This is a genomic window from Streptomyces sp. NPDC012508 (assembly GCF_042902595.1).
In the GTDB taxonomy this organism is placed as follows: domain Bacteria; phylum Actinomycetota; class Actinomycetes; order Streptomycetales; family Streptomycetaceae; genus Streptomyces.
In genome coordinates, this window is sequence record NZ_JBIBEO010000005.1 from 587,116 (window position 1) to 612,002 (window position 24,887).

20 protein-coding genes, 3 tRNA genes and 1 pseudogene are annotated in these 24,887 nt (G+C 71.2%); 14 read left to right on the forward strand and 10 right to left on the reverse strand.

The window, feature by feature from the left end; translation table 11 throughout:
• The first annotated feature begins 9 nt into the window (after positions 1–9).
• Entirely contained in the window at positions 10–342 is a 333-nt protein-coding gene (gene cutA / locus ACFY8U_RS20110; RefSeq protein WP_389571873.1) for a divalent-cation tolerance protein CutA, read from the forward strand.
• Entirely contained in the window at positions 339–734 is a 396-nt protein-coding gene (locus ACFY8U_RS20115) for a gamma-glutamylcyclotransferase family protein (RefSeq protein WP_389571876.1), read from the forward strand. Before cutA ends, ACFY8U_RS20115 begins: the two co-directional genes overlap by 4 nt.
• On the opposite strand, the gene ACFY8U_RS20120 is transcribed toward ACFY8U_RS20115, so the two are convergent.
• The 3 genes from ACFY8U_RS20120 to ACFY8U_RS20130 all read right to left on the reverse strand — a co-directional run bounded on the left by ACFY8U_RS20120 (position 688) and on the right by ACFY8U_RS20130 (position 4,390).
• Positions 688–2,787 (reverse strand): molybdopterin oxidoreductase family protein, encoded by a 2,100-nt coding sequence (locus tag ACFY8U_RS20120; protein WP_389571879.1) that lies wholly within the window; start codon positions 2,785–2,787, stop codon positions 688–690. The genes ACFY8U_RS20115 and ACFY8U_RS20120 overlap by 47 nt on opposite strands.
• A gap of 96 nt (positions 2,788–2,883) precedes the next feature.
• Complete coding sequence (locus ACFY8U_RS20125) at positions 2,884–3,627, reverse strand: vancomycin high temperature exclusion protein (RefSeq protein ID WP_389571881.1); 744 nt, start codon at positions 3,625–3,627, stop codon at positions 2,884–2,886.
• 31 nt (positions 3,628–3,658) lie between these two features.
• Positions 3,659–4,390, reverse strand: coding sequence for an aquaporin (locus ACFY8U_RS20130; protein WP_389571884.1), 732 nt, complete (start codon positions 4,388–4,390; stop codon positions 3,659–3,661).
• Positions 4,391–4,456: 66 nt separating this feature from the next.
• On the opposite strand from ACFY8U_RS20130, the gene ACFY8U_RS20135 reads away from it, so the two are divergent.
• From ACFY8U_RS20135 to ACFY8U_RS20160, 6 genes are all read left to right on the forward strand, one after another.
• Positions 4,457–5,155 (forward strand): hypothetical protein, encoded by a 699-nt coding sequence (locus tag ACFY8U_RS20135; RefSeq protein WP_389571887.1) that lies wholly within the window; start codon positions 4,457–4,459, stop codon positions 5,153–5,155.
• Between the two features lie 89 nt (positions 5,156–5,244).
• Positions 5,245–6,096: a sirohydrochlorin chelatase gene (locus ACFY8U_RS20140; protein ID WP_389571890.1), complete on the forward strand. Its 852-nt coding sequence runs from the start codon at positions 5,245–5,247 to the stop codon at positions 6,094–6,096.
• Between the two features lie 154 nt (positions 6,097–6,250).
• Entirely contained in the window at positions 6,251–7,564 is a 1,314-nt protein-coding gene (locus ACFY8U_RS20145; RefSeq protein WP_389571893.1) for a deoxyguanosinetriphosphate triphosphohydrolase, read from the forward strand.
• Between the two features lie 122 nt (positions 7,565–7,686).
• A complete protein-coding gene (locus ACFY8U_RS20150) occupies positions 7,687–8,946 on the forward strand; it encodes an NAD(P)/FAD-dependent oxidoreductase (RefSeq protein ID WP_389571895.1) in 1,260 nt (419 codons plus the stop codon).
• A 67-nt stretch (positions 8,947–9,013) separates the two neighbouring features.
• Positions 9,014–10,903, forward strand: a complete 1,890-nt coding sequence (gene dnaG, locus ACFY8U_RS20155) for a DNA primase (RefSeq protein ID WP_389571897.1) — start codon at positions 9,014–9,016, stop codon at positions 10,901–10,903.
• 84 nt (positions 10,904–10,987) lie between these two features.
• Positions 10,988–12,136, forward strand: a complete 1,149-nt coding sequence (locus ACFY8U_RS20160) for an RNA polymerase sigma factor (protein WP_389572107.1) — start codon at positions 10,988–10,990, stop codon at positions 12,134–12,136.
• 57 nt (positions 12,137–12,193) lie between these two features.
• Here ACFY8U_RS20160 and ACFY8U_RS20165 read toward each other — a convergent pair whose 3' ends face one another.
• The 4 genes from ACFY8U_RS20165 to ACFY8U_RS20180 form a co-directional block, all read right to left on the reverse strand.
• Positions 12,194–14,122 (reverse strand): ABC transporter ATP-binding protein, encoded by a 1,929-nt coding sequence (locus ACFY8U_RS20165; RefSeq protein ID WP_389571900.1) that lies wholly within the window; start codon positions 14,120–14,122, stop codon positions 12,194–12,196.
• Positions 14,122–15,855: an ABC transporter ATP-binding protein gene (locus ACFY8U_RS20170; protein ID WP_389571903.1), complete on the reverse strand. Its 1,734-nt coding sequence runs from the start codon at positions 15,853–15,855 to the stop codon at positions 14,122–14,124. The genes ACFY8U_RS20165 and ACFY8U_RS20170 overlap by 1 nt, the downstream gene beginning before the upstream one ends.
• A 90-nt stretch (positions 15,856–15,945) precedes the next feature.
• Positions 15,946–17,385: an FGGY family carbohydrate kinase gene (locus ACFY8U_RS20175; protein ID WP_361593926.1), complete on the reverse strand. Its 1,440-nt coding sequence runs from the start codon at positions 17,383–17,385 to the stop codon at positions 15,946–15,948.
• 158 nt (positions 17,386–17,543) lie between these two features.
• The gene (locus ACFY8U_RS20180; RefSeq protein ID WP_361434906.1) at positions 17,544–17,846 is read right to left on the reverse strand and encodes a YtxH domain-containing protein; all 303 of its coding nucleotides are present in this window, start codon (positions 17,844–17,846) and stop codon (positions 17,544–17,546) included.
• A gap of 168 nt (positions 17,847–18,014) precedes the next feature.
• Here ACFY8U_RS20180 and ACFY8U_RS20185 point away from each other — a divergent pair.
• The 3 genes from ACFY8U_RS20185 to ACFY8U_RS20195 all read left to right on the forward strand — a co-directional run bounded on the left by ACFY8U_RS20185 (position 18,015) and on the right by ACFY8U_RS20195 (position 18,418).
• A tRNA-Asn gene (locus ACFY8U_RS20185) sits at positions 18,015–18,087 on the forward strand.
• 5 nt (positions 18,088–18,092) lie between these two features.
• Positions 18,093–18,165 (forward strand) — tRNA-Asn (locus ACFY8U_RS20190).
• Positions 18,166–18,341: 176 nt separating this feature from the next.
• Positions 18,342–18,418, forward strand: a tRNA-Ile gene (locus ACFY8U_RS20195).
• A gap of 300 nt (positions 18,419–18,718) precedes the next feature.
• Here the strand turns inward: ACFY8U_RS20195 and ACFY8U_RS20200 are convergent.
• The gene (locus ACFY8U_RS20200; RefSeq protein ID WP_389571906.1) at positions 18,719–19,729 is read right to left on the reverse strand and encodes a hypothetical protein; all 1,011 of its coding nucleotides are present in this window, start codon (positions 19,727–19,729) and stop codon (positions 18,719–18,721) included.
• Positions 19,730–19,819: 90 nt separating this feature from the next.
• A pseudogene (locus ACFY8U_RS20205) lies at positions 19,820–20,284 on the reverse strand (IS5 family transposase); the annotation flags it as partial.
• 673 nt (positions 20,285–20,957) lie between these two features.
• Between ACFY8U_RS20205 and ACFY8U_RS20210 the strand changes: the two are divergent.
• The 3 genes from ACFY8U_RS20210 to ACFY8U_RS20220 all read left to right on the forward strand — a co-directional run bounded on the left by ACFY8U_RS20210 (position 20,958) and on the right by ACFY8U_RS20220 (position 24,361).
• Positions 20,958–22,280: an ice-binding family protein gene (locus ACFY8U_RS20210; protein WP_389571909.1), complete on the forward strand. Its 1,323-nt coding sequence runs from the start codon at positions 20,958–20,960 to the stop codon at positions 22,278–22,280.
• A 1,164-nt stretch (positions 22,281–23,444) separates the two neighbouring features.
• Complete coding sequence (locus tag ACFY8U_RS20215; protein WP_389571912.1) at positions 23,445–23,858, forward strand: hypothetical protein; 414 nt, start codon at positions 23,445–23,447, stop codon at positions 23,856–23,858.
• A gap of 125 nt (positions 23,859–23,983) precedes the next feature.
• Positions 23,984–24,361, forward strand: coding sequence for an ATP-binding cassette domain-containing protein (locus tag ACFY8U_RS20220; RefSeq protein WP_389571915.1), 378 nt, complete (start codon positions 23,984–23,986; stop codon positions 24,359–24,361).
• Positions 24,362–24,452: 91 nt separating this feature from the next.
• On the opposite strand, the gene ACFY8U_RS20225 is transcribed toward ACFY8U_RS20220, so the two are convergent.
• Complete coding sequence (locus ACFY8U_RS20225) at positions 24,453–24,869, reverse strand: organic hydroperoxide resistance protein (RefSeq protein WP_389571917.1); 417 nt, start codon at positions 24,867–24,869, stop codon at positions 24,453–24,455.
• Positions 24,870–24,887: the final 18 nt, after the last annotated feature.

Sequence of the window (24,887 nt, forward strand, 5' to 3'; positions counted from 1 at the left end):
GGTGAGGGGGTGACTCTCGCATGGACCGTCCTCACCACCACCGACAGCGCCGCCAAGGCACAGGAGCTCGCGCGCGGGGCCGTGGAGGCCCGCCTCGCCGCCTGCGCGCAGATCTCCGGGCCGGTCACCTCCGTCTACCACTGGCGGAAGGCGATCGAGACCGAGGAGGAGTGGCAGGTGCTCTTCAAGACGACGGCGGCGCGCTACGACGAGCTGGAGGCCCACCTCCTCGCCGCCCACGACTACGACACCCCGGAGATCCTCGCCACGGCGGTGGTCAGGGCCTCGGCGGCCTACCTGGCGTGGCTGGAGGCCGAGACGAGCCGGCCCGTCGCCGAATGACCGGGCTGCCCTTCTTCGTCTACGGCACGCTGCGGCCGGGCGAGTACAACCACGACCGCTTCCTCCTGGGCCGCACGGCCCGGGAGGAGCCGGCCCGGCTGCCGGGAGCGCTCCTGCACGACGGGCCCGGCTACCCCTACGTGGTGCCGGGCGAGGGCCTGGTCGCGGGCGACCTGGTGACGGCGGCGCCGGGGGAGTACGGCGAACTCCTCGCCGTACTGGACCGGGTGGAGCTCCCCGCCGGGTACGAGCGGGCGGAGCGCGAGGTGGTACGGGTCCGGGACGGGGCCGCCGTCCGGGCCTGGGTCTACTTCGCGGCCCCGGGCACCCCGTACGGACCGCTCATCAGGGGCGGGGACTGGCGGGCTCGACCCGGACCGCGCACGTCTTGAACTCGGGCATCCGGGAGACGGGGTCGAGCGCGGGATTGGTCAGGGTGTTGGCTCGGCCCTCGCCGGGCCAGTGGAACGGCATGAAGACCGTGTCCGGCCGGATGGTCGTGGTGATCCGCGCGGGCGCGACGGCCCGCCCGCGCCGCGACACGACGGCGACCCGCTCGCCCTCGACCACGCCGATCCGCTCGGCGAGCCGCGGATGCAGCTCCACGAACGCCCCGGGCGCGGCGGCGTTCAGCTCGTCGACGCGCCGCGTCTGCGCCCCTGACTGGTACTGGGCGACGACCCGCCCGGTGGTCAGCACCACAGGGTACGCGGCATCGGTCTCCTCGGCGGGCCCCCGGTGCACCACCGGCACGAACCGCGCCCGCCCGTCGGGCGTGGCGAACCGGTCGAGGAAGAGCCGCGGGCTCCCTGGGTGGGCCGCCGCCCCCTCGGCGGGCTCCGGGCAGGGCCAGAAGACGCCGTCCTCCTCCCGGATGCGGCGGTAGCTGATGCCGGAGTAGTCCGCCGGGCCGCCCGCCGACGCGCGGCGGAGCTCGTCGAAGACCTCCTCCGGGTCTGTCGGGAAGCCCTTCTCCCAGCCGAGGAGCGCGGCCAGGCCGTGCATGACCTCCAGATCCGTGCGGACCCCGTCCGGCGGGGTGATCGCCCGCTGCCGCAGCAGCACCCGGCCCTCCAGATTGGTCGTGGTCCCCGTCTCCTCCGCCCACTGGGTGACCGGCAGCACCACGTCCGCCAGCTCCGCCGTCTCCGACAGGACCACGTCCGCGACGGCCAGGAAGTCGAGCGAGCGCAGCCGCCCCTCGATGTGCGCGGCGCGCGGCGCCGAGACCACGGGGTTGGAGCCCATCAGGAGCAGCGACTTCACGTCGCCGCCCAGCGCGTCCAGGAGTTCGTAGGCGCTGCGTCCGGGCCCCGGAAGCGACGCGGGGTCCACCCCCCAGACCCCCGCCACGTGCGCCCGCGCCGCCGGGTCGTCCAGCTTCCGGTAGCCGGGCAGCTGGTCGGCCTTCTGGCCGTGCTCACGGCCGCCCTGGCCGTTGCCCTGCCCGGTGAGGCATCCGTACCCGCTCAGCGGCCGCCCGGCCCGCCCCGTCGCGAGGCAGAGGTTGATCCACGCGCCGACCGTGTCCGTGCCCTTCGACTGCTGCTCCGGGCCGCGCGCGGTGAGCACCATCCCGCTCTCCGCGTCGCAGAACATCCGCATCGCGTCCCGCAGGAGCGGCACCGGCACCCCGGTGATCCGCTCGACCAGCTCCGGCCAGTGCGCCATCGCGCCCGCGCGGGCCGCCTCCCACCCCGCCGTACGCTCCCGGACGAACTCCTCGTCCACGCGCCCTTCCGCGACCACGAGATGAAGCAGGCCGAGGGCGAGCGCGAGGTCGGTGCCGGGGCGCGGCGCGAGATGGAGGTCGGCCTGCTCGGCGGTGCGGGTGCGGCGCGGGTCGACGACGATCAGCTTCCCGCCGTTCGCCTTCAGTTCGGTGAGGTAGCGCAGCGCCGGCGGCATGGTCTCGGCCAGGTTGGAGCCGACGAGGATCACACAGCCGGTGCGCGGGACGTCCTCCAGCGGGAAGGGCAGCCCCCGGTCGAGCCCGAACGCCCGCTGGTGCGCGGCGGCCGCGGACGACATGCAGAAGCGTCCGTTGTAGTCGATCTGCGAGGTGCCGAGCACGAGCCGGGCGAACTTGCCCAGCGTGTACGCCTTCTCGTTGGTGAGGCCGCCGCCGCCGAAGACCCCCACGGCATCGGGTCCGTGGTCGGCGCGGGTCCGGCGCAGTCCGTCGGCGACGGCGGAGAGTGCCTCCTCCCAGGTGGCCGACTTCAGGGTCCCCGTGTCAGGGCATCGGACCAGGGGCCCGGTCAGCCTGACCCGGGAGGAGAGTACGGCCGGGGCGGTACGGCCCTTGCCGCACAGCGCGCCCCGGTTGACGGGGAAGTCGGGGCGGTCGACCACCTCCACGGAGCCGTCCGCGGGGCGCAGCCTCATGCCGCACTGGAGGGCGCAGTAGGGGCAGTGCGTGGGGGTGGTGACAGCCTCGGACATGCGGAAAGCGTGCGTCAGCCGTGTTACGGGAGGAGACAGCCCGCATTACGCCTCCGGTACGTCGGGCTCCGCGGTGGGCCGCGCCGGAGGTGAGGGTCAGCCCGCCGAGGCGAGCGCCTCCGTGACGCCCTCCTCGCGCTCCCCGAGGAAGTGCGGGTCCGGGCGGAGCGTCGCGTCCACGGCCGCCTTGCCCGCGGCGACGAGTTCCCGGACGCCGCCGTAGTAGAAGACGGAGTCGTGCGGTTCGACGACCTTGACGCCGTACGCGTCGATTCCGGCCGCTCCGCAGAGGGCGACGGCCCGCTTGATGTGGAAGTCCTGGGTGACGAGGACGGCCCGGTCGACCCCGAAGATCTTCTTGGCGCGGACGCAGGAGTCCCAGGTGTCGAAGCCCGCGTAGTCGCTGACGATGTGACGGTCGGGCACCCCGCGCTCGGTGAGGTACGCGCGCATCGCGTCGGGCTCGTCGTACTCGACGCGGCTGTTGTCGCCGGTGACGAGGACGACCTTGACCTTCCCCGCGCGGTAGAGCTCGGCGGCCGTGTCGAGCCGGTGCGCGAGGTACGGCGTCGGCCGCCCCTTCCAGAGCCCGGCGCCGAAGACGACGGCGACGTCCTGCGCGGGGACGTCGGCGGTGGTACGGAGCCGGCTGTCGGCGACGGCGTGCATCCAGGTGGCGGGCGCGAGGGCGAGGACGGTGCCCAGCATGACGGCCTGGACGGTACGGCGGCGGGCCCGCCGGGTGCGGGGCACCGGCGTGACCCGGCGGAGCAGCGGCAGGACCTGGCGGGGCAGCAGCGAGACCCGCTTCAGCCGGGCGGGTACGCGTACGCGTCGCATGGACGAACCTCCGTGGATCTTGCCTGCCCCGTCACCCTGTTCGACGCGGATCGGCGCTGTTCGGTTCGCCGCGGCCGTAGAGAAGGGAGGCGAGGGCGACGCCGAGCAGCGTGCCGAGAAGCTGCGCCCCGACGAAGCCGGGCAGCGAGCCCGGGGCTATCCCGGTGAAGGAGTCGGAGAGGGCGCGGCCGACGGTCGCCGCCGGGTTGGCGAAGGAGCCGGAGGAGGTGAACCAGATCGCCGCCGCGATGTACGCGGCCACGGCGAGCGGTGCGAGCGCGAGACGGCCGATGCGGCGCAGCCCGAGGACGAGCAGGACGAGCCCCGCGGTGGCGACGGTCTCGCCGAGGAGGAGGTGGTGGTCGGAGCGGACCTGGGTGGACCAGGTGCCGGGCGCCCGCCCGAACATCGTCTCGGCGAGGAGCGCGCCCGTGACCGCGCCGACGAGCTGCGCGGCGCAGTAGGCGGCGACCTCGCGTACGCCCGGGGCCTGCTCCTCGCCCCGGCGGGCCCACCACTCGCAGAGGGTGACGGCGGGGTTGAGGTGACCGCCGGAGAGGGGGCCGAGGAGTGCGATCAGGATGCCGAGGCCGATCGCGGAGGCGAGGGAGTTGGCCAGCAGGCTCACCCCCACGTCCTGGCTGAGGGTCTCGGCGCGGATACCGGAGCCGACGATGACGGTGACGAGGGCGGCGGTTCCCACGAGTTCGGCGGCGACGCGTCTGGAGAGCCCGGGGGGCGGGGCGGTCGGAGTCATTCGCATGGTGGAAAAGATATTCCGCTAGATAAAAGAATGAGAGAGGAAGGGGGAAAGCCGTACGATCCGCAGATGATCACCGAGGCGGCTCTCGACAACGCGGAGTGGTGCGACGCGATGTGCCGCGCGCACGGCCGCCCCGGAACCTTCGGACCGCGCGCCTGGACCAACGGCCGCCGCACGCCGCTCTACTACCCGGACGCCGTGACGCTGACCGCCGACGCGTCCGTACGGGACGTCCTCGACGGCGTCGACCGCAGCGCCCCCGGCGCCTCGGTCAAGGACTCCTTCGCCCGACTCGACCTGACCCCCGAGGGCTTCCGGCCGCTCTTCGAGGCGCGCTGGATCCACCGGCCCGCCGGACTCCCGGTGGCGGCGGCGACGGACGGGACACGCTGGCGTGCGGTCCGTACCCCGGCAGAGCTCGCCGACTGGGCGACGGCCTGGAGCGGCGGCGACGCCGACGAGGCCGCGCTCTTCCGCGCCGAACTGCTCGCCGACCCCGGGACGACGTTCGCCGCGGGGTACGGGGCGGACGGCCGGATCCTCGGCGGAGCGGTGCTCAGCGAGAGCGGCCGGGTGACCGGCGTCTCCAACCTCTTCACGGCCGGCGACGCGGACCCCTCGGCGACCTGGACCGGCTGCCTCGGTCTCGTACGGGACGGGCGCGCCGTCGTCGGCTACGAGTCGGGCGACGACCTGCTGCCCGCGCTCGCCACCGGCTTCGAGGAGCTCGGCCCCCTGCGGGTCTGGCTGGCCACCGACGCCTGACACCTCCGGCGGGCCGTCCGTGAGCCGGTGGAAAACACTCGTGACGCCCACGCAACGGGGAGGCAACGCGACGCCGTCAGGATCGGTGCATGACGGAGCGGGACAGTACGTTCGACAGCACGGCCGAGCTGCTCGGCACGATCACGACGCGGCTCGGGGAGCGCCTGAGCCAGGTCCGCCCGTACGACGTCCGGCGCGGCCGCCCCACCCTGGTCGCCGTGGGCCACGGCAGCCGCGACCCGCGCGCCGCCGCCACCCTCACCCAGCTGATCGACCGCGTCCGCGAACTCCGCCCCGGCCTCGACGTCCGCCTGGCCCACATCGAACTGAACCCCCCGCTTCTGCCGGACGTCCTCGCCGATATCGCGGCGCCGGCCCCGGGGGCCGTTCTCGTCCCCCTCCTCTTCGGACCCGGCCATCACGTCAAGCACGACCTGCCCGGCGCGGCCGCCGCCCTGCCCGACGGTCAGGTCCGGATCGCCGAGCCCCTCGGCGCCCACCCGCTGCTCGTCGAGGCCCTCGCCGACCGGCTCGCCGAGGCGGGCTGGACCTCCGCCGACAGCGCCTCCCGCTCCACCGGCGTCGTCCTCGCTGCGGCCGGCTCCCGTGACCCCGAGGCCCTCGCCGCCGTGCGCCGGATCGCCGCCGCGCTCTCCGAGCGGCTCGGTGGTGTGCCCGTCGCTCCCGCGTACGCCTCCGCCGCCGCTCCCACCGTCCCCGAGGCCGTGCGCCTCCTCGCCGCGCGGGGCCGCCACCGGGTCGCCGTCGCCTCCTGCTTCACCGCCCCCGGCCTCTTCGCCGGCCGCGCCGCCGCCCACGCCCCCTGGATCGCCGCGCCCCCGCTCGGCGACCACCCCGCCCTCGCCCGCCTGATCCTCCACCGCTACGACCAGTCCCTCACCACTCCTGCGGCCTCCTGGCGACAACTCGCCTCCGCCTGAAGGAACCACGCGGATCCCGCCGCGCCCGTCCGGCCCGCCCGTCCGACCCGCCCGTCCGCCCCGCCCCCGGCGGACCGGCCGTCGATGGACGTACGAGCCGGTTTCGACCGCACGTCCTCGCCCTACTGTCCGTCCCGCCCGTTACCTTCGGTGCATGGAAGGCTTCACGGACACCCCTGGCATCACGGACACCCCCGGCTACGACGACAGCGCCACCGAACGCTGGGCCGCCGAGCCCGACAAACGGCCCGGGCGGACCGCCTTCCAGCGGGACCGGGCGCGGGTCCTGCACTCCAGCGCCCTGCGCAGGCTGGCCGGCAAGACCCAGGTCGTCACCCCCGGATCGCTCAGCCACGCCTGGGACGCCAGCCCCCGCACCCGGCTCACCCACTCCCTGGAGTGCGCCCAGGTCGGGCGCGAGCTCGGCGCCGCGCTCGGCTGCGACCCCGATCTCGTCGAGGCCGCCTGCCTCGCCCACGACATGGGCCACCCGCCCTTCGGGCACAACGGAGAGGTCGCGCTCAACGACTTCGCCAAGGACTGCGGCGGTTTCGAGGGCAATGCCCAGTCCCTTCGGCTGCTCACCCGGATCGAGCCGAAGCGTTTCATCGCCGACTCCGCCACCGGCCGGCCCGTCAGCGTCGGCCTCAACCTCACCCGCGCCGCGCTCGACGCCGCCACCAAGTACCCCTGGCCGCGCGGCGGACACCCCGACGACCCCGACTCGCCGAAGTTCGGCGTGTACGAGGACGACGTGCCCGTCTTCGCCTGGGCCCGGGAGGGCGCCCCCGCGCACCGCAAGTGCTTCGAGGCGCAGGTCATGGACTGGTCCGACGACGTGGCCTACTCGGTCCACGACTTCGAGGACGGCCTGCACGCCGGCCACATCGACCCGAACATGCTCTTCGCCGAGCCCGAGCGCGCCGACATCTGGTCCGTCGCCATCGGCCGTTACGTACCGCGCGACACCGACCCGCAGGAGCTCGCCGAGGCCCTCGACCGGCTCGTCGACCAGGACTGGTGGCCGCACGGCTACGACGGATCGGCCGTCGCCCAGGCCCGTCTCAAGGACGCGACCAGCCAGCTGATCGGCCGCTTCTGCCTCGCCGCCGAGGGCGCCACGCGCCGGACCTTCGGCTCCGGCCGCCTCACCCGCTACGGAGCGGAGCTCGTCGTCCCCCGCGAGACCCGTAACGAATGCGCCGTTCTCAAGGCAGTGGCCGACCGATACGTGATGCAGCGCGCCGAGCAGGAGGCTCTCCGCGCCGACCAGCGCATCATCCTCGCCGAGCTGGCCGAGGCGCTCACCGCCCGCGCCCCCGAAGGCCTCGACCCGCAGTTCCGGGCCTTCTTCGACGCGGCGGACGACGACCGGTCACGCAAGCGGGTGATCGTCGACCAGATCGCCTCCCTCACCGACGCCTCCGCCCGCACCCTCCACGCCCGCCTCCGGCCCCACCGCCCCTGAGGCGCCCGCCCTCTTTCGTCATCACGCTCCGTGCGGGACGCTCGGCGGAGCGCCCGAGGCGGTACGGCTCGCCGAACGCCCGGAGGCGTAGCGTAGAAGCGGACGCAACGAGGAGGCATCAAGTGGTCGACGCAGATCAGACCTTCGTCATCGTCGGCGGGGGACTGGCCGGGGCCAAGGCGGCGGAGACGCTCCGCTCCGAAGGGTTCACCGGCCGCGTGATCCTCATCGGTGACGAGCGCGACCACCCCTACGAACGCCCACCCCTCTCCAAGGGCTATCTCACCGGCAAGGAGGCGCGGGAGACCGTCTTCGTCCACGAGCCCGCCTGGTACGCCCGCGCCGAGGTCGAGCTCCACCTCGGGCAGCCCGTCACCGTCGTCGACCGCGAGGCCCGCACCGTACGCCTCGGCGACGGCACCACCATCCGCTACGACCGGCTCCTGCTCGCCACCGGATCCGAGCCGCGCCGCCTCGACATCCCCGGCACCGGACTCGCCGGCGTGCACCATCTGCGCCGGCTCGCCCACGCCGACCGGCTGCGCCACGTCCTCGCCTCCCTGGGCCGGGACAACGGCCATCTGGTGATCGCGGGCGGCGGCTGGATCGGTCTGGAGGTCGCCGCCGCGGCCCGCGGCTACGGCGCCGAGGTCACCGTCGTCGAGTCCGAGCCCACCCCGCTCCACCAGGTCCTCGGCCCCGAGCTCGGCCAGCTCTTCGCCGACCTCCACACCGAGCACGGCGTCCGCTTCGTCTTCGGCGCCCGGCTCACCGAGATCGTCGGCCAGGACGGCATGGTCCTCGCCGTCCGCACCGACGACGGCGAGGAGCACCCCGCCCACGCCGTCCTCGCCGCGATCGGCGCGGCCCCGCGCACCGCCCTCGCCGAGGCCGCCGGGCTCAACCTGGTCGACCGCGCCCACGGCGGCGGTGTCGCCGTCGACGAGTCGCTGCGCACCTCCGACCCCGACATCTTCGCGGCCGGGGACGTCGCCGCCGCCGCTCACCCGCTCCTGCACACCCGGCTCCGTGTCGAGCACTGGGCCAACGCCCTCAACGGCGGCCCGGCCGCCGCCCGCGCCATGCTCGGGCAGCGGGTCTCCTACGACCGTGTCCCGTACTTCTTCTCCGACCAGTACGACCTGGGCATGGAGTACTCGGGCTGGGCCCCGCCCGGCTCGTACGACCAGGTCGTGCTGCGCGGCGACGTCGGCAAGCGGCAGTTCATCGCGTTCTGGCTCAAGGACCGCAAGGTGCTCGCCGGGATGAACGTGAATGTGTGGGACGTCACAGAGCCGATCCAGCGGCTCATCCGCGCCCAGTCCCCGGTGGACACCGACGCCCTCGGTGATCCCTCCGTCGCGCTGGAGAGCCTGATCTGACGACGTCGGCGCAGCCGGCGGCGTCCTCCTGGGGGAGGACCCGCCTGCCCGCCCGTAGAATTCATGCGTGGCAGGCAGGATCAACGATGACGACGTGAAGGCGGTACGGGACGCGGTCCCGATCGACGCCGTCGTGTCCGAGTACCTCCAGCTCCGCAACGCCGGCGGCGGCAACCTCAAGGGCCTCTGCCCCTTCCACGACGAGAAGTCGCCCTCCTTCCAGGTCAGCCCGAGCAAGGGCCTGTTCCACTGCTTCGGCTGCCAGGAGGGCGGCGACACCATCGCCTTCGTGATGAAGATCGACCATCTCTCCTTCTCGGAGACGGTCGAGCGCCTCGCCGCCAAGGCGGGCATCACCCTGCGGTACGAAGAAGGCGGCTACAATCCCGGTCACCAGCGGGGCGAGCGCATCCGCCTGGTCGAGGCGCACAAGGCCGCCGCCCAGTACTACATCGACCAACTCGACTCGCCCGAGGCCGAGATCGGCCGGAAGTTCCTCGCCGAGCGCGGCTTCGACCAGGCCGCCGCCGCGCATTTCGGCGTCGGGTACTCGCCCGCCGGCTGGGACCACCTCACCCGCTTCCTGCGCGGCAAGGGCTTCTCCGACAAGGAGCTCATCCTCTCCGGGCTCTCCCAGGACGGCCGCCGCGGCCCCATCGACCGCTTCCGCGGCCGGCTCATGTGGCCGATCCGGGACGTCGGCGGTGACGTCGTCGGCTTCGGCGCGCGCAAGCTCCGCGAGGACGACAACGGGCCCAAGTACCTCAACACGCCCGAGACCCCGATCTACAAGAAGTCCCAGGTGCTCTACGGCATCGACCTGGCGAAGAAGGACATCGCCAAGGTCAGCCGGGCCGTCGTCGTCGAGGGCTACACCGACGTCATGGCCTGCCACCTCGCCGGCGTCACCACCGCCATCGCCACCTGCGGCACCGCCTTCGGCGGCGACCACATCAAGATCCTCCGCCGGCTCCTGATGGACAACGGCTCGGCCCGAGTGATCTTCACCTTCGACGGTGACGCGGCCGGCCAGAAGGCAGCCCTGCGCGCCTTCGAGGACGACCAGAAGTTCGCCGCCGAGACCTACATCGCGATCGCGCCCGACGGCATGGACCCCTGCGAGCTGCGGCTCGCCAAGGGCGACCAGGCCGTCGCCGAGCTGGTGGAGCCGCGCACCCCGCTCTTCGAGTTCGCCCTGCGCCAGATCGTGAAGCGGTACGACCTGGAGACCCCGGCGGGCCGGGCGGCCGCCCTCGACGAGGCCGCGCCGATCGTCGCCCGGATCAAGAACATCGCCTCCCAGCACGAGGTCGCCGTCCAGCTCGCGGGCATGCTCGGCATCCTCGACACCCAGTTCGTCGTCAAGCGCGTCGGCCAGATCGCCCGCTGGCAGCGCGACCGGGGCGGCAGGGGCGCACCGGCGCCGGCGGCCCCGCAGCGTACGTACACGACCCAGGCCCCCGTCGCGACCGGCGGACCGGCGCTCAATCTCCGCAGCCCCGCGCACCGCACCGAGCGCGAACTGCTCAAGCTGGCCCTCCAGCGCCCCGAGCTGGTCTCGCCGGCCTTCGACGCGTACGGCGTCGACGAGTTCACCGCCCCGCCCTACGCGGCCGTCCGCCAGTGCGTCCAGGACGCGGGCGGTGCCACCGGCGCACCCGCCGACTATCTGTCCGCCGTCCGCGAGGCCGCCCCCGACGACACGGTCCGCGCCCTCGTCACCGAACTCGCCGTCGAGACGATCTTCGCCAAGATCGTCGACGAGGTCTACGCGGGCGCCCAGCTCGTCTCGGTCCGCCTGCGGGCCGTCGACCGCCGTATCCGCGACATCCAGGGCAGCCTCGCCCGCCTCGGCGCCCACGGCGACCCCGCCCAACTGGCCGCCGTACAGAACGAGTTGTGGGTCCTCACGCAGTACGCCCAGTCGCTGCGCACCAACGGCGCCGACGCACTCTGACGTTCGGTCACCTCGCGAACTCAAAAAGTCACCGCACGCCCCTCGTGGCGGTGATGTGTCGTACCCCACACTGGGGAGCGGTGCCTGAGCCCCCGGAGCACCGGCAGCGATCACCTGGAGGTCGCCCCCGTGCAGACCCAGACCCTGTCCCCGACGGAAGTCGTTCCCGGGCAACGCCCGGCCGTCCAGCACCCGGAGGCGTCGGCCTCCGCGGAGCCGGCCGAGGCCGCCGATCCGCCCGAGCCCGTCGAGCCCACCGAGTTCGTGGACGACACGCCCGAACCGGAGCCGGTACCGCGCCGCGTCGACCTCGGCGGGAACGGGCCCTCCTCCGACCTCTTCCGCCAGTACCTGCGCGAGATAGGCCGCATCCCGCTGCTCACCGCCGCCGAGGAGGTCGAGCTCGCCCGCCGTGTCGAGGCCGGGCTCTTCGCCGAGGCGAAGCTGGCGGGCACCCCCGATCTCGACTCGCAGCTCGCGCTCGACCTGGACCGGCTGGTCGTCCTCGGCCGGATGGCCAAGCGCCGGCTCATAGAGGCCAATCTGCGGCTCGTCGTCTCGGTCGCCAAGCGGTACGTCGGACGCGGGCTGACCATGCTCGACCTGGTCCAGGAGGGGAACCTCGGCCTGATCCGCGCCGTGGAGAAGTTCGACTACGCGCGGGGCTACAAGTTCTCGACGTACGCGACCTGGTGGATCCGCCAGGCGATGTCCCGGGCCCTCGCCGACCAGGCCCGGACCATCCGCGTCCCCGTCCATGTCGTCGAACTGATCAACCGCGTGATCCGGGTCCAGCGCCGCATGCTCCAGGAGCGCGGCTACGAACCCACCCCGGAAGAGGTCGCCGCCCAGCTCGACCTGGCCCCCGAGCGGGTCGGCGAAGTCCTGCGCCTCGCCCAGGAACCGGTCTCCCTGCACGCCCCCGTCGGCGAGGAGGACGATGTCGCCCTCGGCGACCTCATCGAGGACGGCGACGCCACGAGCCCGGTGGAATCGGCGGCGTTCCTGCTGCTGCGCGAGCACCTGGAGGCCGTCCTCTCCACCCTCGGCGAGCGCGAGCGCAAGGTGGTCCAGCTCCGCTACGGCCTGGACGACGGCCGGCCCCGCACCCTGGAGGAGATCGGCCGGCTCTTCGGCGTGACGCGCGAACGCATCCGCCAGATCGAGTCGAAGACCCTCAACAAACTGCGGGACCACGCCTTCGCGGACCAGCTCCGGGGCTACCTGGACTAGTCGGTCCGGCCGGGTGCGCCCGCGCCGCGTCCCGCGCGGCCCGGGCGCACCCGGTGATCAGTCGACCTCGGCGACCGCCTGTGCGAACTGGGCCGCGTACAGCCGCGCGTACGCGCCGCGTGCCGCCAACAGCTCCTCGTGTGTGCCCTGTTCGACGATCGAGCCGTTCTCCATCACGAGGATCACGTCCGCGTCCCTGATGGTGGAGAGCCGGTGGGCGATCACGAACGACGTACGGCCGTGGGACAGCCGGGCCATCGCCTTCTGGATGAGGACCTCGGTGCGGGTGTCGACCGAGCTGGTCGCCTCGTCGAGGACCAGGATCACCGGGTCGGACAGGAACGCCCGCGCGATGGTGATCAGTTGCTTCTCGCCCGCGCTGACGTTCCCGCCCTCGTCGTCGATGACCGTGTCGTAGCCGTCGGGCAGGGTCCGGATGAACCGGTCGGCGTGCGCGGCCCGCGCCGCCTCCTCGATCCGCTCCCGGGTGACCTCGCCGCTCGCTCCGTACGCGATGTTGTCGGCGATCGTCCCGCCGAACAGCCAGGTGTCCTGGAGGACCATGCCGATGCCCGACCTGAGGTCCTCCCGTGCCATGCTCGCCACGTCCACGCCGTCGAGGGTGATGCGGCCGCCCGTCACCTCGTAGAACCGCATCAGCAGGTTCACCAGCGTGGTCTTGCCCGCGCCCGTCGGGCCGACGATCGCGACCGTCTGCCCCGGCTCCACCGTCAGCGACAGGTCCTCGATGAGCGGCTTGTCCGGCTCGTAGCGGAACGCCACCTCCTCCAGGGCGACCTTGCCCAGCGACTCGGACGGCCTCTCGCTCTTCGGCGTGTCCGGGGCCTGCTCCTCGGAGTCGAGGAGCTCGAAGATCCGCTCGGCCGAGGCGACGCCCGACTGCACCAGGTTCGCCATCGACGCGACCTGCGTCAGCGGCATCGAGAACTGGCGGGAGTACTGGATGAACGCCTGCACGTCACCGATGGACAGCGTGCCGCTCGCAACCCGAAGCCCGCCGACCACGGCGACGAGCACATAGTTGATGTTCGAGATGAAGAACATCACCGGCTGCATGACACCGCTGTTGAACTGGGCCTTGAAGCCCGCCTCGTACAGCGCCTCGTTCTGCTCGCGGAAGTCCGCCGCCGACTCGTCCTGCCGCCCGAAGACCTTCACCAGCGCGTGGCCGGTGTACATCTCCTCCACATGGGCGTTGAGCGTGCCCGTGGACTTCCACTGCTGGACGAAGTGGGGCTGTGACCGCTTGCCGACCTTCGTCGCCACGACCACCGACACCGGCACGGTCACCAGCGCGACCAGCGCGAGGAGCGGCGAGATCCAGAACATCATCGCCAGCACACCGACGATGGTGAGCAGCGAGTTGATCAGCTGGCCCATCGACTGCTGGAGCGTCTGCGAGATGTTGTCGATGTCGTTGGTCGCCCGGCTCAGCACCTCACCGCGCTTGGCCTTGTCGAAGTACGACAGCGGCAGCCGTGCCAGCTTCGCCTGGACGTCCTCCCGCATCCGGTAGACCGTCCGGTTGATCACCTTGATCGACATCCGGGTCGACACCAGCATGAGGAGACCGGCGGCCACGTAGATCGCCAGGACCCACAGCAGCACCTCGCCGACGGCCGAGAAGTCGATGCCCTGCCCAGGGGTGAAGTCGACCCCGGACAGCATGTCGGCCATCCCGTCGTCGCCCTTGGCCCGCAGACCCTCGATCGCCTGTGCCTTCGTCGTGCCCTCGGACATCTGCCGCCCGACCACACCCGCGAAGACCAGGTCGGTCGCCTTGCCGAGGATCTTCGGCCCGACCACCGAGGCCGCCACGCTGAGCACACAGGCGATCAGCATCAGCCAGAGCGCGCCCCGCTCGGGCGCCAGCTGCTTCATCAGCCGCTTGCCGGAGCCCTTGAAGTCCATCGACCGCTGGTCGGGGCCGCCACCGGCCATCATTCGTCCGCCAGGACCGGCCATCAGGCTGCCTCCGCCTCGGTCAGCTGGGAGAGCACGATCTCCCGGTACGTCTCATTGCCCGCCATCAGCTCGTGATGGCGTCCGGTGCCCACGACCCGGCCCTCGTCGAGGACCACGATCCGGTCGGCGTCCCGGATGGTCGACACCCGCTGGGCGACGATCACGACGGTCGACTCCGCCGTCTCCGCCTTCAACGCCTCCCGCAGCTGCGCATCGGTCCGGTAGTCCAGCGCGGAGAACGAGTCGTCGAAGAGATAGATCTCCGGCCGCTGCACCAGGGTCCGCGCGATCGCGAGCCGCTGCCGCTGCCCGCCGGAGACGTTCGTGCCGCCCTGCGCGATCGGGGCGTTCAGGCCGTGCTCCAGCTTCTTCACGAAGTCGGCCGCCTGCGCGACCTCCAGCGCGTGCCACAGCTCGTCGTCGGTCGCCTCGGGATTGCCGTACCGCAGATTCGTCGCGACCGTGCCGGAGAAGAGATACGGCTTCTGCGGGACCAGCCCGACCGTGCGCGCCATCAGCCCGCGCTCCAGCTTCCGTACGTCCACCCCGTCGACGAGCACCTCGCCGCCGGTCACGTCGAACAGCCGCGGCACCAGGCCGAGCAGTGTCGACTTGCCGCTGCCCGTCGAACCGATGATCGCCGTCGTCTCGCCCGGCCGGGCCACCAGCTCCACGTCCCGCAGGACCGATTCCTCGGCGCCCGGGTACCTGAATTCCGCGCTCCGTACCTCCAGGTGACCGCGCCGCCCCAGCTCGCGCACCGGCTCGGCCGGCGGCACGACGCTGCTCTCCGTGGCGAGGACCTCCTCGATGCGCTCGGCGCACACCTCGGCCCGCGGCACCATCATGAACATGAAGGTGGCCATCATCACGGCCATCACGATCTGCATCAGATAGGCAAGGAACGCGGTCAGCGCGCCGATCTCCATCCCGCCGCTGTCGATGCGGTGTGCTCCGAACCAGACCACCGCGACGCTGGAGACGTTCACGACCGTCATCACCGTCGGGAACATCAGCGCCATCAGCCGGCCGGTCGCCATCGACACGTCGGTCAGCTCGGTGTTCGAGACCTTGAACCGCTCGCGCTCGTAGTCGTCCTTCACGAACGCGCGGATCACGCGGTTGCCGGTGATCTGCTCGCGCAGCACCCGGTTCACGGTGTCGAGCCGCTCCTGCATGGTCCGGAACAGCGGGCGCATCCGCTTCACGATCAGCGCGACCGAGACACCGAGGACCGGCACGACCGCGAGCAGCACTGCCGACAGCGGCACGTCCTGCCCGAGCGCCATGACGATGCCGCCGACGCACATGATCGGCGCGGAGACCATCAGCGTGAAAGCCATCAGGACCAGCATCTGGACCTGCTGCACGTCGTTGGTGGTACGGGTGATCAGCGACGGCGCGCCGAACTGTCCCACCTCACGGGCGGAGAAGGACTGCACCCGCTCGAAGACCGCGGCGCGGACGTCCCGGCCGAGGGCGGACGCGGTGCGCGCGCCGTAGTACACCGCGCCGATGTTGCAGACGACCTGCACCACCGAGACGGCGATCATCACGGCGCCGAACAGCAGGATGTAGCCGGTGTCACCGTTCACGACACCGTTGTCGATGATGTCCGCGTTCAGGCTCGGCAGGTAGAGGGACGCGCAGGTCTGCAGGAACTGCAGCAGGACCAGCACTCCGATGGGCTTTTTGTACGGTCGAAGGTGAGTTCGGAGAAGTCGTAGGAGCACGGGTTCTACTATCGCCCGCGCTCCCAGGACGTTACGAGCCAGTTTTGTCGAGTCTTGAACGGACTCCGCCGCCAGCCGAATCCGCCGCCGCTAGGAGCCGAACGCGCCCGGGTGCGTCTGCTCCCGCGTGGCCACGTACTGCTGCCGTACCGCCTGACCCACCGCCAGCTCCTCACCCGGCTCGAATACCTGCGCCGCGGCGCCCTGCCAGGCCGGGGGAGCGGCCGGCGAGAGCGTCCCGCGCGCCACACCGAGCGCCCACGCGGCCTGCCGGGCGGCGCCGCGCGCCGCGTAGTCCGCGGGCTGCGGGACGACGACCTGCGCGCCGAAGATCGCGGGGGCGACGGCCTGGACGGCGGGCAGCCCGGCCGCGGCGCCCAGCAGGAACACCCGGCGCACCTCGACACCGCGTCCGCGCAGGACGTCCATGGCGTCGGTGAGCGAGCAGAGCATGCCCTCGAACGCGGCCCGCGCGAGGTGCTCGGGCTTCATCGACTCGCGGCGCAGCCCGCTGAGCGTGCCGGCGGTGTGCGGCAGCTGGGGGGTGCGCTCGCCCTCCAGATACGGCAGCAGGACGAGGCCGGAGGCGCCGGGCGTCGACTTGAGCGCCAGCGCGGACAGCTCCTCCAGGTTCTCCACACCGAGCATCTCGGCGGTGCCGCGGAGCGCCCGTACCGCGTTGGAGGTGTGCACGACGGGCAGGTGCATCCCGGTCGCGTCGGCGAAGGAGGTGATCAGACCCTGGGGGTCGGCGAGCGCCTCGTGGTGCACGGCCATCACGGAGCCCGAGGCGCCGAGGGAGACGACCGCGTCGCCGGTGCCGAGGCCGAGCCCGAACGCGGCGGCCATCGTCTCGCCCGTACCGGCGGAGATCAGCAGTCCTTCGGGGGTGGTCCCGGCGGCGTCGGCCGGGCCGAGGACCTCGGGGAGCACGGCCTGGTGGCCGAGGGCCAGCTCGACCAGGTCGGGGCGGTAGGCCCCGGTGCCGGCCGACCAGTAGCCGGTGGCCGAGGCGGCGCCGCGGTCGGTGGTGCGGCGCACGGGCCGGCCGAGGAGCTGCCAGACCAGCCAGTCGTGCGGCTGGAGGAGCATCGCGACGCGCTGGGCGTTCTCCGGCTCGGAGCGGGCCAGCCAGCGGAGCTTGGCGACGGGCTGCCCGGCCTGCGGCACGGAGCCGACGGCCTCGGCCCAGGCCTGCCGCCCGCCGAACGCCTCGACCAGATCCGCGGCCGCCACCTGCGCCCGCTTGTCGTTGCCGACCATCGCGGGCCGCACGAGGGCGCCCTGCGGGTCGAGCGGTACGAGGCCGTGCTGCTGGGCGGAGACGCCGATGGCCTGCACCCCTTCGAGCAGCCCGCCGCCGGCTGCCTCGCCGAGCGAGAGCAGCCAGGCCTGCGGGTCGACATCGGTGGCCTTGGGCTCACCCGGGTGCGGGGCGTACCCCTGACGCAGTACGGCACCCGTGTCCGCGTCGCAGACGACGATGCGTGTGAACTCGGCAGAGCTGTCCAAGCCGGCGACTATCCCCATGGAGGAGATTCTGCCGCACGCGGGGGAGTACGGGGAGCGCCGACGGGGTAGGGGACGCGCTTTCGGGCCCCATGCCCGCGCCCCACCGGACGGCAGGGCGCCGGATCCGGCCACCGATCACCACCGTGCCCGGCGCCCGGGCGGGCGCCGGGCTCCGGTCAGGTGTTGCTCACACCCCAGTCGTCCTCGGTCACCTGGCCGTTGTGATGGCGCAGCGCGTGGATCCGGTCGGTGACCGAGACCGGCAGCTTGTCGCCGACCTTGTCACTCACGACGTGGAACGCCTTGCCGGCGACCTGCCGCCCGGTCTGCGCCGCGGACTCGGCGGCGTTGCGCACCGCCGGGTTCTGCGAGATCCCCCGCGCCGACTTCTTCATCTGTTCGTAGCGTTCGCGCCCGGAGCGTGTGCCGAGGACGTAACCGACGGCCAGCCCTACGACGAACGTCAGCTTGTACCGCACGGCGGCACCACCTTCCCTTGAGCTTCCCTGATGCTTCACTGGTGCCCACGAGCGCCCACGGCATACCGATTGGCGGAGCACCCCCCTGCTTGCGCTAATGTATGTGTCGCAGCGAGCGAGCGCCGCCCGGGAACGCCCGAGGTGGATCCGTTCGGTGCAACGCAGCAATCCCCTGTAGCTCAATTGGCAGAGCAGCCGGCTGTTAACCGGCAGGTTACTGGTTCGAGTCCAGTCGGGGGAGCGCGGTCCCCTGTAGCTCAATTGGCAGAGCATTCGGCTGTTAACCGGAGGGTTGCTGGTTCGAGTCCAGCCGGGGGAGCAAGCGAAAGAGGACCCTTCGGGGTCCTTTTTCTTATGTCCGGGAACCATGCGCCACGCTGCGCGGTCCTCATGGTCGAGCAGCGCGCGGCAGAGCCCGACCATCCGGAGCAGGAGATCGTATGAGCGGCTATGCTGCGGCAGACGGCGCGCACACATGTACGCGCCACACGTAAAGGGGCGGTAGCTCAGCCGGTTAGAGCAGCGGACTCATAATCCGTCGGCCGTGGGTTCGAGTCCCACCCGCCCCACCAGCTCATGGTGAAGCAGAATCGTTCTGACCAGGCACTTTCCCTGGTCGGGCGACTCTCACGGTGCTCGCGCACGGCCTTCGCTTCCGCGTTCCTCCAATGTTTGGACAGAGTGTTTGGACGTGAGTGGTCCGACACGCGCGAGTCACCCGGATGCCGCGGGGCCGCCCCCGTCCGGCCGCTTTGTGAGCCACCCCACAACATCCGGCGTCGTGCTCCGTGAGGGTACGAACCGGAGCATCGTGACGTTGTGCCGTTGATCGTCGGGGTTGGCATTGCTCAGGTTCTCGACCCGCAGGACGGTCAGTCGTTTCCCACCGCCCCGCGCCTTCCCGAGGAGCGCCAGTGTCGCGGACAGATGTCGGGTGTCGTGCAGACGGGAGGCAGGCCGGACAGCTCGACGAGCCGATTGAACCGCCGGCTGATCCAGTCGGGGTGAAGCGCCTCGCCGTTCTCGTGCGTCCAGCCCCGTCCGCTGTCGACCCACGCCTTCTCTCCGGACCACTGCTCGCGTTCCTGCTGCTGGGTCTCGCGCCAGGCGATCCACAGCGCCTTGGTCTGGGCGTCGAGCGTGACGGTGCGCACGCTGTCCTGCTTCGCCGCCTCGTTGTAGGTCCGGTAGGCAACCTCGACGGTCTGCGCGGAGATACGGAACCACGATCCGCTCAGGCTGACTTCACTCCAGGGCAGCGCGCACATCTCGCCGCGGCGGGGACCGCGGAGGATGAACCCGTGCCACATAGCGGCCAGCCTGTCGTCGGCGATGAAGTCCAGAAACTCGCCAGTCTGCTCCGGGGTCCAGAGCATCACGGGACTGGGCGCGCTCCCTTCCACGAAGACCTTCGTGCGACCGCGATGAATATCGGGGGCGAGATCCGCACCGCGGCCGATCATGCGGCGTGTGGTCGCGCGTGCGACTTCGAACGACCGCTGGCCCGCCTGCGCGGCGATCGCCTGCAAGAACGGCAGGATCGCGGCCGTCACCGTCGCCCCCGAGACCGCCGCCAGCGCGGTCATGATCTCCATGTTGCCGGTATACGTGTACACACGCAGACCGAACACTTCGTGCGCGGCGAGCTCGCGCCACGCTGGGTCCGTGTCAGTGGCCGCCAGGTGGTCCCTGAGCTCCTCCAGAAGGAGAGAGTTCCCGGTCGACCGGGGCTCGCCGCCGGTCTTCGCCCGGTCCAACCATTTGCGCACGTCAGCAGGGCTGGGCGAGCCCGTCAGCCACTCCTTGCAGATCGCAAGCACATTCCCGCGCTGAGCCCGTCTCTTCTGGCTACTCAGCGCGAGTCTCCTCCTCGCGTCCAGCATCGAGTTCCCATCCTGCCCAACGCTGATACCCAGTAGGGGGAGTTCCTCTCGCCGACGCTTTCCGGCTCCCGACACGCCTGACTGATCGTTTCAGAATGAGGTTCGAAGTCGTCTCAAGCAGATGATGCTGCATGCGAGTTGGAGGAGACCGAGGTGGAGGTCGGCGCGTATCTCGTAGCGGATGCGGAGACGTTTGAACTGGTGGAGCCAGGCGAACGTCCGCTCGACGAACCAGCGGGTCTTGCCCAGTCCTGAGCCGTGCGGAACACCTCGACGGGCGATCTTGGGTGTGATGCCGCGGGCCCGGAGGATGCGGCGGTACTTGTCGAAGTCGTAGCCGCGGTCGGCGAACACGCGTCGGGGGCGGCTACGGAGCCGGCCGACCAGCCCGCGGATGGTCGGGATCGCGTTCAGGAGTGGAATGAGCTGGGTGACGTCGTGCCGGTTTCCGCCGGTCAGCGAGACGGCGAGCGGTGTGCCGTGCCGGTCGACGATCAGATGGTGCTTGCTGCCCGGCCGTGCCCGGTCGACCGGCGAAGGTCCGGTGTGAGCCCCCTAATCCGAGCTGTAGGCGGTTCAAAGTCGTTCGTGCAAGGGCTCGAGCCGCTTCACGCCGGTGACGGATGTCTTGAATCCCCCGGGCCTGCGAGGCCTCCTCAAAGAGCGGCACCGTCACCGGCGATTTCGTGGGGTGACGCGGACCCCGGACTGATGCCTCGGTGGAGCAGGTGACGGGCCCGGGTCTGCAGGAGCGCGGCGGCGTGCGATGAGTCGCTCCTGGAGGAGGCGCCGGCGCGCTGCCGTTGGTTCGTGCGGGACGCCACGGAGGCATCGGGTAGCCGTCGGGGACCAGAGGCGGCGGGCCGTGATCGGCTACACCACGACAAGGGACGTGACCCCCACGGAGGGGCGACACGCGATGCGGATCACCTCTCCCACGGTCGGCGCTCACACCACCAGTGGGCCAGATGGGCTCGTGACACCGTTTGGACGGCGCAACAAATACGCGCAGACGTACGACGGATTCACTTCCTCACACCACGTCACCCATGCAGACGATTTATCTGATTTTCAGTCTATTGCTGTGAAACATGCGGGAATGCTCGCACGTGACGCCCCATCACTACCTCCGGCAGGGGCAGATCTGCGTCCCCTGCCCGGGGTGAGCCTGCGAGTCGACACAGGCAGCAGGCCGGCGGCCCAGACCAGCGACAAGAAAGGTTCTGCCATGGCATTGGATGTCATCCGGTGGGCTCCACACGTCTCTAGCCTGCAACGCAATCTGCTCAAACGGGGAGCCTTCGCCCTGCTCCCCGCATCGCTCCTGGCGGCCGCCCTGGTCCCGACCCCCGCCTATGCCGCAGAATCCCCCGTGTTGCTGGGGACCACCGCCAGTTACGGGGTCCTGGCCGGTTCGACGGTCACCAACACGAACCCCACCGTCATCAACGGCGACCTGGGGCTCTATCCGGGCACAGACGTGACCGGCTTCCCGCCCGGCATCATCAACGGAGTGCGACGCGTATTCCCCAACGCCGCCGCCGGTCAGGCGAAGTCCGACCTCGTCGTCGCCTACGACGACGCGGCAGGCCGGGGCCCCGGGACCATTCTCGATTCGGACGAGCTCGGCGGACGGACGCTGGCGCCCGGCGTCTACACGGCCCCGGCGGACCCGGCGTCCCTGAAACTCACCGGGACGCTCACCCTCGACGGCCAGAACGACCCCAACTCCGTCTTCATCTTCCGGACCCCCTCGACCCTGATCACGGCTTCGTCGAGTTCCGTGGAATTCATCAACGGAGCAAATGCCTGCAACGTGTTCTGGCAGGTGGGCAGCTCCGCCACCCTCGGCACGACCACCCAGTTCAAGGGCACCATCCTGGCCATGCAGTCCATCACGCTGAACAACAGCGCCGTGATCGAAGGCCGCGCCCTGGCGCGTGAGGCCGCGGTCACGATGGACAACAACACCATTACGAGGCCGACCTGCGCCGTCGGCCCGCCTGGGCCTCCCGGACCGACTGGACCTCCCGGCCCGACGGGATCGCCTGGCCCGACGGGCGCACCCGGACCCACTGGCAGCCCCGGCCCGACCGGTGCACCCGGACCTGACGGCAGCACCGGAGCGCCCGGCCCGACCGGTGCACCCGGACCTGACGGCAGCACCGGAGCGCCCGGCCCGACCGGTGCACCCGGACCTGACGGCAGCACCGGAGCACCTGGCCCGACCGGTGCACCCGGCCCCGACGGTGCACCCGGACCCACCGGCCCTGCCGGACCCGCAGGACCTGTCGGACCCACGGGGCCTGCTGGACCCGCCGGGCCCGCAAAGCCTGATCACGACCACGGCCACCACGAGGGCGACGAGGGCGAGCAGGGTCACGGTCACGACGAGGGCGAGCAGGGTCACGGTCACGACGACCACGACCAGGGCAAGCCCCCGTGGGGTGCCTACTTCCTGCCGGGCAGCCTTGAAGATGCTCTGGGCCACGCGCTTCCCCGCCATCCGGGACCGGCAGCATGGCTGCCTCCGCGGCCGCGCTGGTATTAAGTCCCCGCGTTCGCGGGTGGCGGCACATTGCACCCCAGCGTGCGTGGCGCTTCCAGATCCTCCTCATGGAATCCCGACCGAGTGGGGCGACGAGCACTCCTGGCCAATTTCAGAGATCGCCATCACCCCCGGCGGAGGGTTCATCCTCTGCACCGCGGGCCCCAAGCGACCTCGGTCGGAGAACGTGCAGCTCCTGTTGGTGCAGGAGGTCGAGCCCGATAACCTGAGGGCAGACGTAGGGCCGACGAAACGGCCATGAGGCTCCGCCCCCGGCACGGGGGCGGAGCCTCTGCGTGTTGGAATGTGAATCCGTCGCGCGCGAGTCCAAAGCCGTTTGCTGAGCTGGCGCGACGCTCGGGCGGCCCGCCGAGTAGCCCCCCGGATGGGACAGGGTTCGGACGGCGTTTGGACACAAGGACAGGAAAGGACTGACAAGGGATGGCGGGCGTCGCTCACGGTGGACATCGCTGCCGGCCAGTGTCGGAACCGGACCTCAACGCTCAGGCACGCAAAGTGGCCGAGCAGGTGCTGGCGAATCTGGAGAAGGGCGGCGCCGAGGGGGCGTGACGGCTGGTGCCCACGGTCGTCAGCGGCATGGGGTGCGACGTGTGACGGGACGGCACTCGCGACCGGTTACCGCGCACACCTGAAGCGGGCTGCCACGGTACTCGGCCATCCGGGCCGCATGCTCGGCGCGGATCATTTCCTCCGCTTCCGTAAAGCCGGCGAGGCCGAGATCTTCGCTCCGTACTGCTCGCGCGACTTCGCGGATCGTCATGAAGGCGAGCTCTGGCAGCTGCTCGTCGAGCTCATCCCGTGCGGCCCCCTTTCGCGCGGTTGGTCAGTAGCCCGTCGCGGTGCCCGTCGCGTCAAGTGGTGATGTCATGGACCGTCGCGTGCGACCGGGCCAGGAAACGGTTCGCGAAGAAGGTGATCCATGGGCTGTTTGCGGCCCGACCGCGATCGGCCGCTGTGGTTGCGGTACTTCGCTGTCGTACCGCCTCGCGCCTCGTGAAGAGCGGCCACCGGAACGACCAAGACTTGAACGCGTTCAAACACTGTGCCAGGGTACGGCGTGCGCTCGTGAGCGCACCGGTCGCGCACGCGGCTCGCGGAACCCGTTAGGGGTGGAGTGTGTTGCGTTGCTGTCGTACCGCGCTGGTCTTGCTTGCCGCGGCCCTCGCCCTGACGGCCTGCGGCAGGTTCACCGTCATGCCGCCGCCCGAGGGTGAACCGGTCGTTCTGAAACCGGCCGAACTTACGACCACGTGGACCGATGCCGACGGCGGCACCCTCACGCTGAAGCAGGACGGGACGTTCGTTGCCGACAAGGTCTGCGTCGCCGTCGGCTGGTACGACAGTCTGGCCTGGTCCGGGACAGGCACCTGGAAGCATGGCTCCAACGAGGAGTACAGCTTCGTCGGTGTGGCCTTCGACGACGATCACCCCGAAGTGCGCGGGCGAAAGCCCGACGCCTACGCCGCCTTGAGGCAAGGCGAGGTCCTGAAGCTCTGGGTCGCCGTCGGCGATCCGGACAACGATTATCCGAACTGCGTCCTGACCAGCCCGGCGAGTTGACCCCGTTGCCGCGAGCGGATGCACGAGCTGATCCCGGGAGCCGAACTCGCCGGCGAGGTCCCCTGGACGGCGACGACATCTATGCGCGCGGGCGCCGGCTCACCGAGGCCCGGCACCGTATCGGCATGGTCTTCCAGAAGTCGAACCCGTTCCCCGCGATGACGGTGTACGACAACGTCACGGCCGGTCTGAAACCCACCGGGACGCGCGTCGCCGCGAGCGAGCGGGACGCGCTGGTGGAGGAGTGCCTGACGAAGGCGGGGCTCTGGAAGGAGGTTCGCGATCGGCTGCGCCGGCCCGGCGGTGCTCTCTCCGGTGGCCGGCAGCAGCGCCTGTGCATCGCCCGCTCGCCGGCGGTCCGGCCGCGCATCCTGCAGTGCGCCTTCTTCCTCGCCGAGCAGGCCGCGCCCGGCATGATCGTCGAGCGCGGTCCCACGGAGGCCATGTTCGGCAGCCCCTGTGACCAGCGCACGGCGGACTACGTGGAGGGCCGCTTCGGCTGACGGGCGCGCCCCGCGCACATGACGAGGGCCCGTACGTGTCCCCTGACACGTACGGGCCCTCGTCGGCGTCCGGTGCGACAGGACGACAGGACTACTCGATGACGAGCTCGACCTGGATGTTGCCGCGCGTGGCCTTGGAGTACGGGCAGAACGCGTGGGTCTTCTCGAGCAGCTCGCGGCCCGGCTCGCCCTGGAGGTGGTCGGGGAACTCGGCGCGCATGACGACCGCGAGGCCGAAGCCGCCGTCCTTCTCGTCCTTGCCGATCGAGACCTCGGCGGTGATCGAGGCGTCCTTGACGTCGATCTTCTCCTGACGCGCCACGACACCCATCGCGCTGGCGAAGCAGGCCGCGTAACCGGCGGCGAAGAGCTGCTCCGGGTTGGTGCCCTGGCCGTTGCCGCCGAGGGCCTGCGGGTGGGCGAGGGGGAGGTCGATGTGGCCGTCGGAGCTGACGGCGCGGCCCTCGCGGCCGTTGGCGGTGGCGACGGCGGTGTAGATCGCGTTCATGGGTCCTCGTTTCCGTAC

Excerpts from the sequence above, each read along its gene's own strand:
- ACFY8U_RS20220 (WP_389571915.1), top strand. The coding sequence starts at position 23,984 with ATGGTCTTCCAGAAGTCGAACCCGTTCCCCGCGATGACGGTGTACGAC.
- ACFY8U_RS20115 (WP_389571876.1), top strand. The coding sequence starts at position 339 with ATGACCGGGCTGCCCTTCTTCGTCTACGGCACGCTGCGGCCGGGCGAG.
- ACFY8U_RS20200 (WP_389571906.1), bottom strand. The coding sequence starts at position 19,729 with ATGCTGGACGCGAGGAGGAGACTCGCGCTGAGTAGCCAGAAGAGACGG.
- ACFY8U_RS20125 (WP_389571881.1), bottom strand. The coding sequence starts at position 3,627 with ATGCGACGCGTACGCGTACCCGCCCGGCTGAAGCGGGTCTCGCTGCTG.
- ACFY8U_RS20210 (WP_389571909.1), top strand. The coding sequence starts at position 20,958 with ATGGCATTGGATGTCATCCGGTGGGCTCCACACGTCTCTAGCCTGCAA.
- ACFY8U_RS20120 (WP_389571879.1), bottom strand. The coding sequence starts at position 2,787 with ATGTCCGAGGCTGTCACCACCCCCACGCACTGCCCCTACTGCGCCCTC.
- ACFY8U_RS20145 (WP_389571893.1), top strand. The coding sequence starts at position 6,251 with ATGGAAGGCTTCACGGACACCCCTGGCATCACGGACACCCCCGGCTAC.
- ACFY8U_RS20175 (WP_361593926.1), bottom strand. The coding sequence starts at position 17,385 with ATGGGGATAGTCGCCGGCTTGGACAGCTCTGCCGAGTTCACACGCATC.
- ACFY8U_RS20140 (WP_389571890.1), top strand. The coding sequence starts at position 5,245 with ATGACGGAGCGGGACAGTACGTTCGACAGCACGGCCGAGCTGCTCGGC.
- ACFY8U_RS20135 (WP_389571887.1), top strand. The coding sequence starts at position 4,457 with ATGATCACCGAGGCGGCTCTCGACAACGCGGAGTGGTGCGACGCGATG.
- ACFY8U_RS20130 (WP_389571884.1), bottom strand. The coding sequence starts at position 4,390 with ATGCGAATGACTCCGACCGCCCCGCCCCCCGGGCTCTCCAGACGCGTC.
- ACFY8U_RS20225 (WP_389571917.1), bottom strand. The coding sequence starts at position 24,869 with ATGAACGCGATCTACACCGCCGTCGCCACCGCCAACGGCCGCGAGGGC.
- ACFY8U_RS20165 (WP_389571900.1), bottom strand. The coding sequence starts at position 14,122 with ATGGCCGGTCCTGGCGGACGAATGATGGCCGGTGGCGGCCCCGACCAG.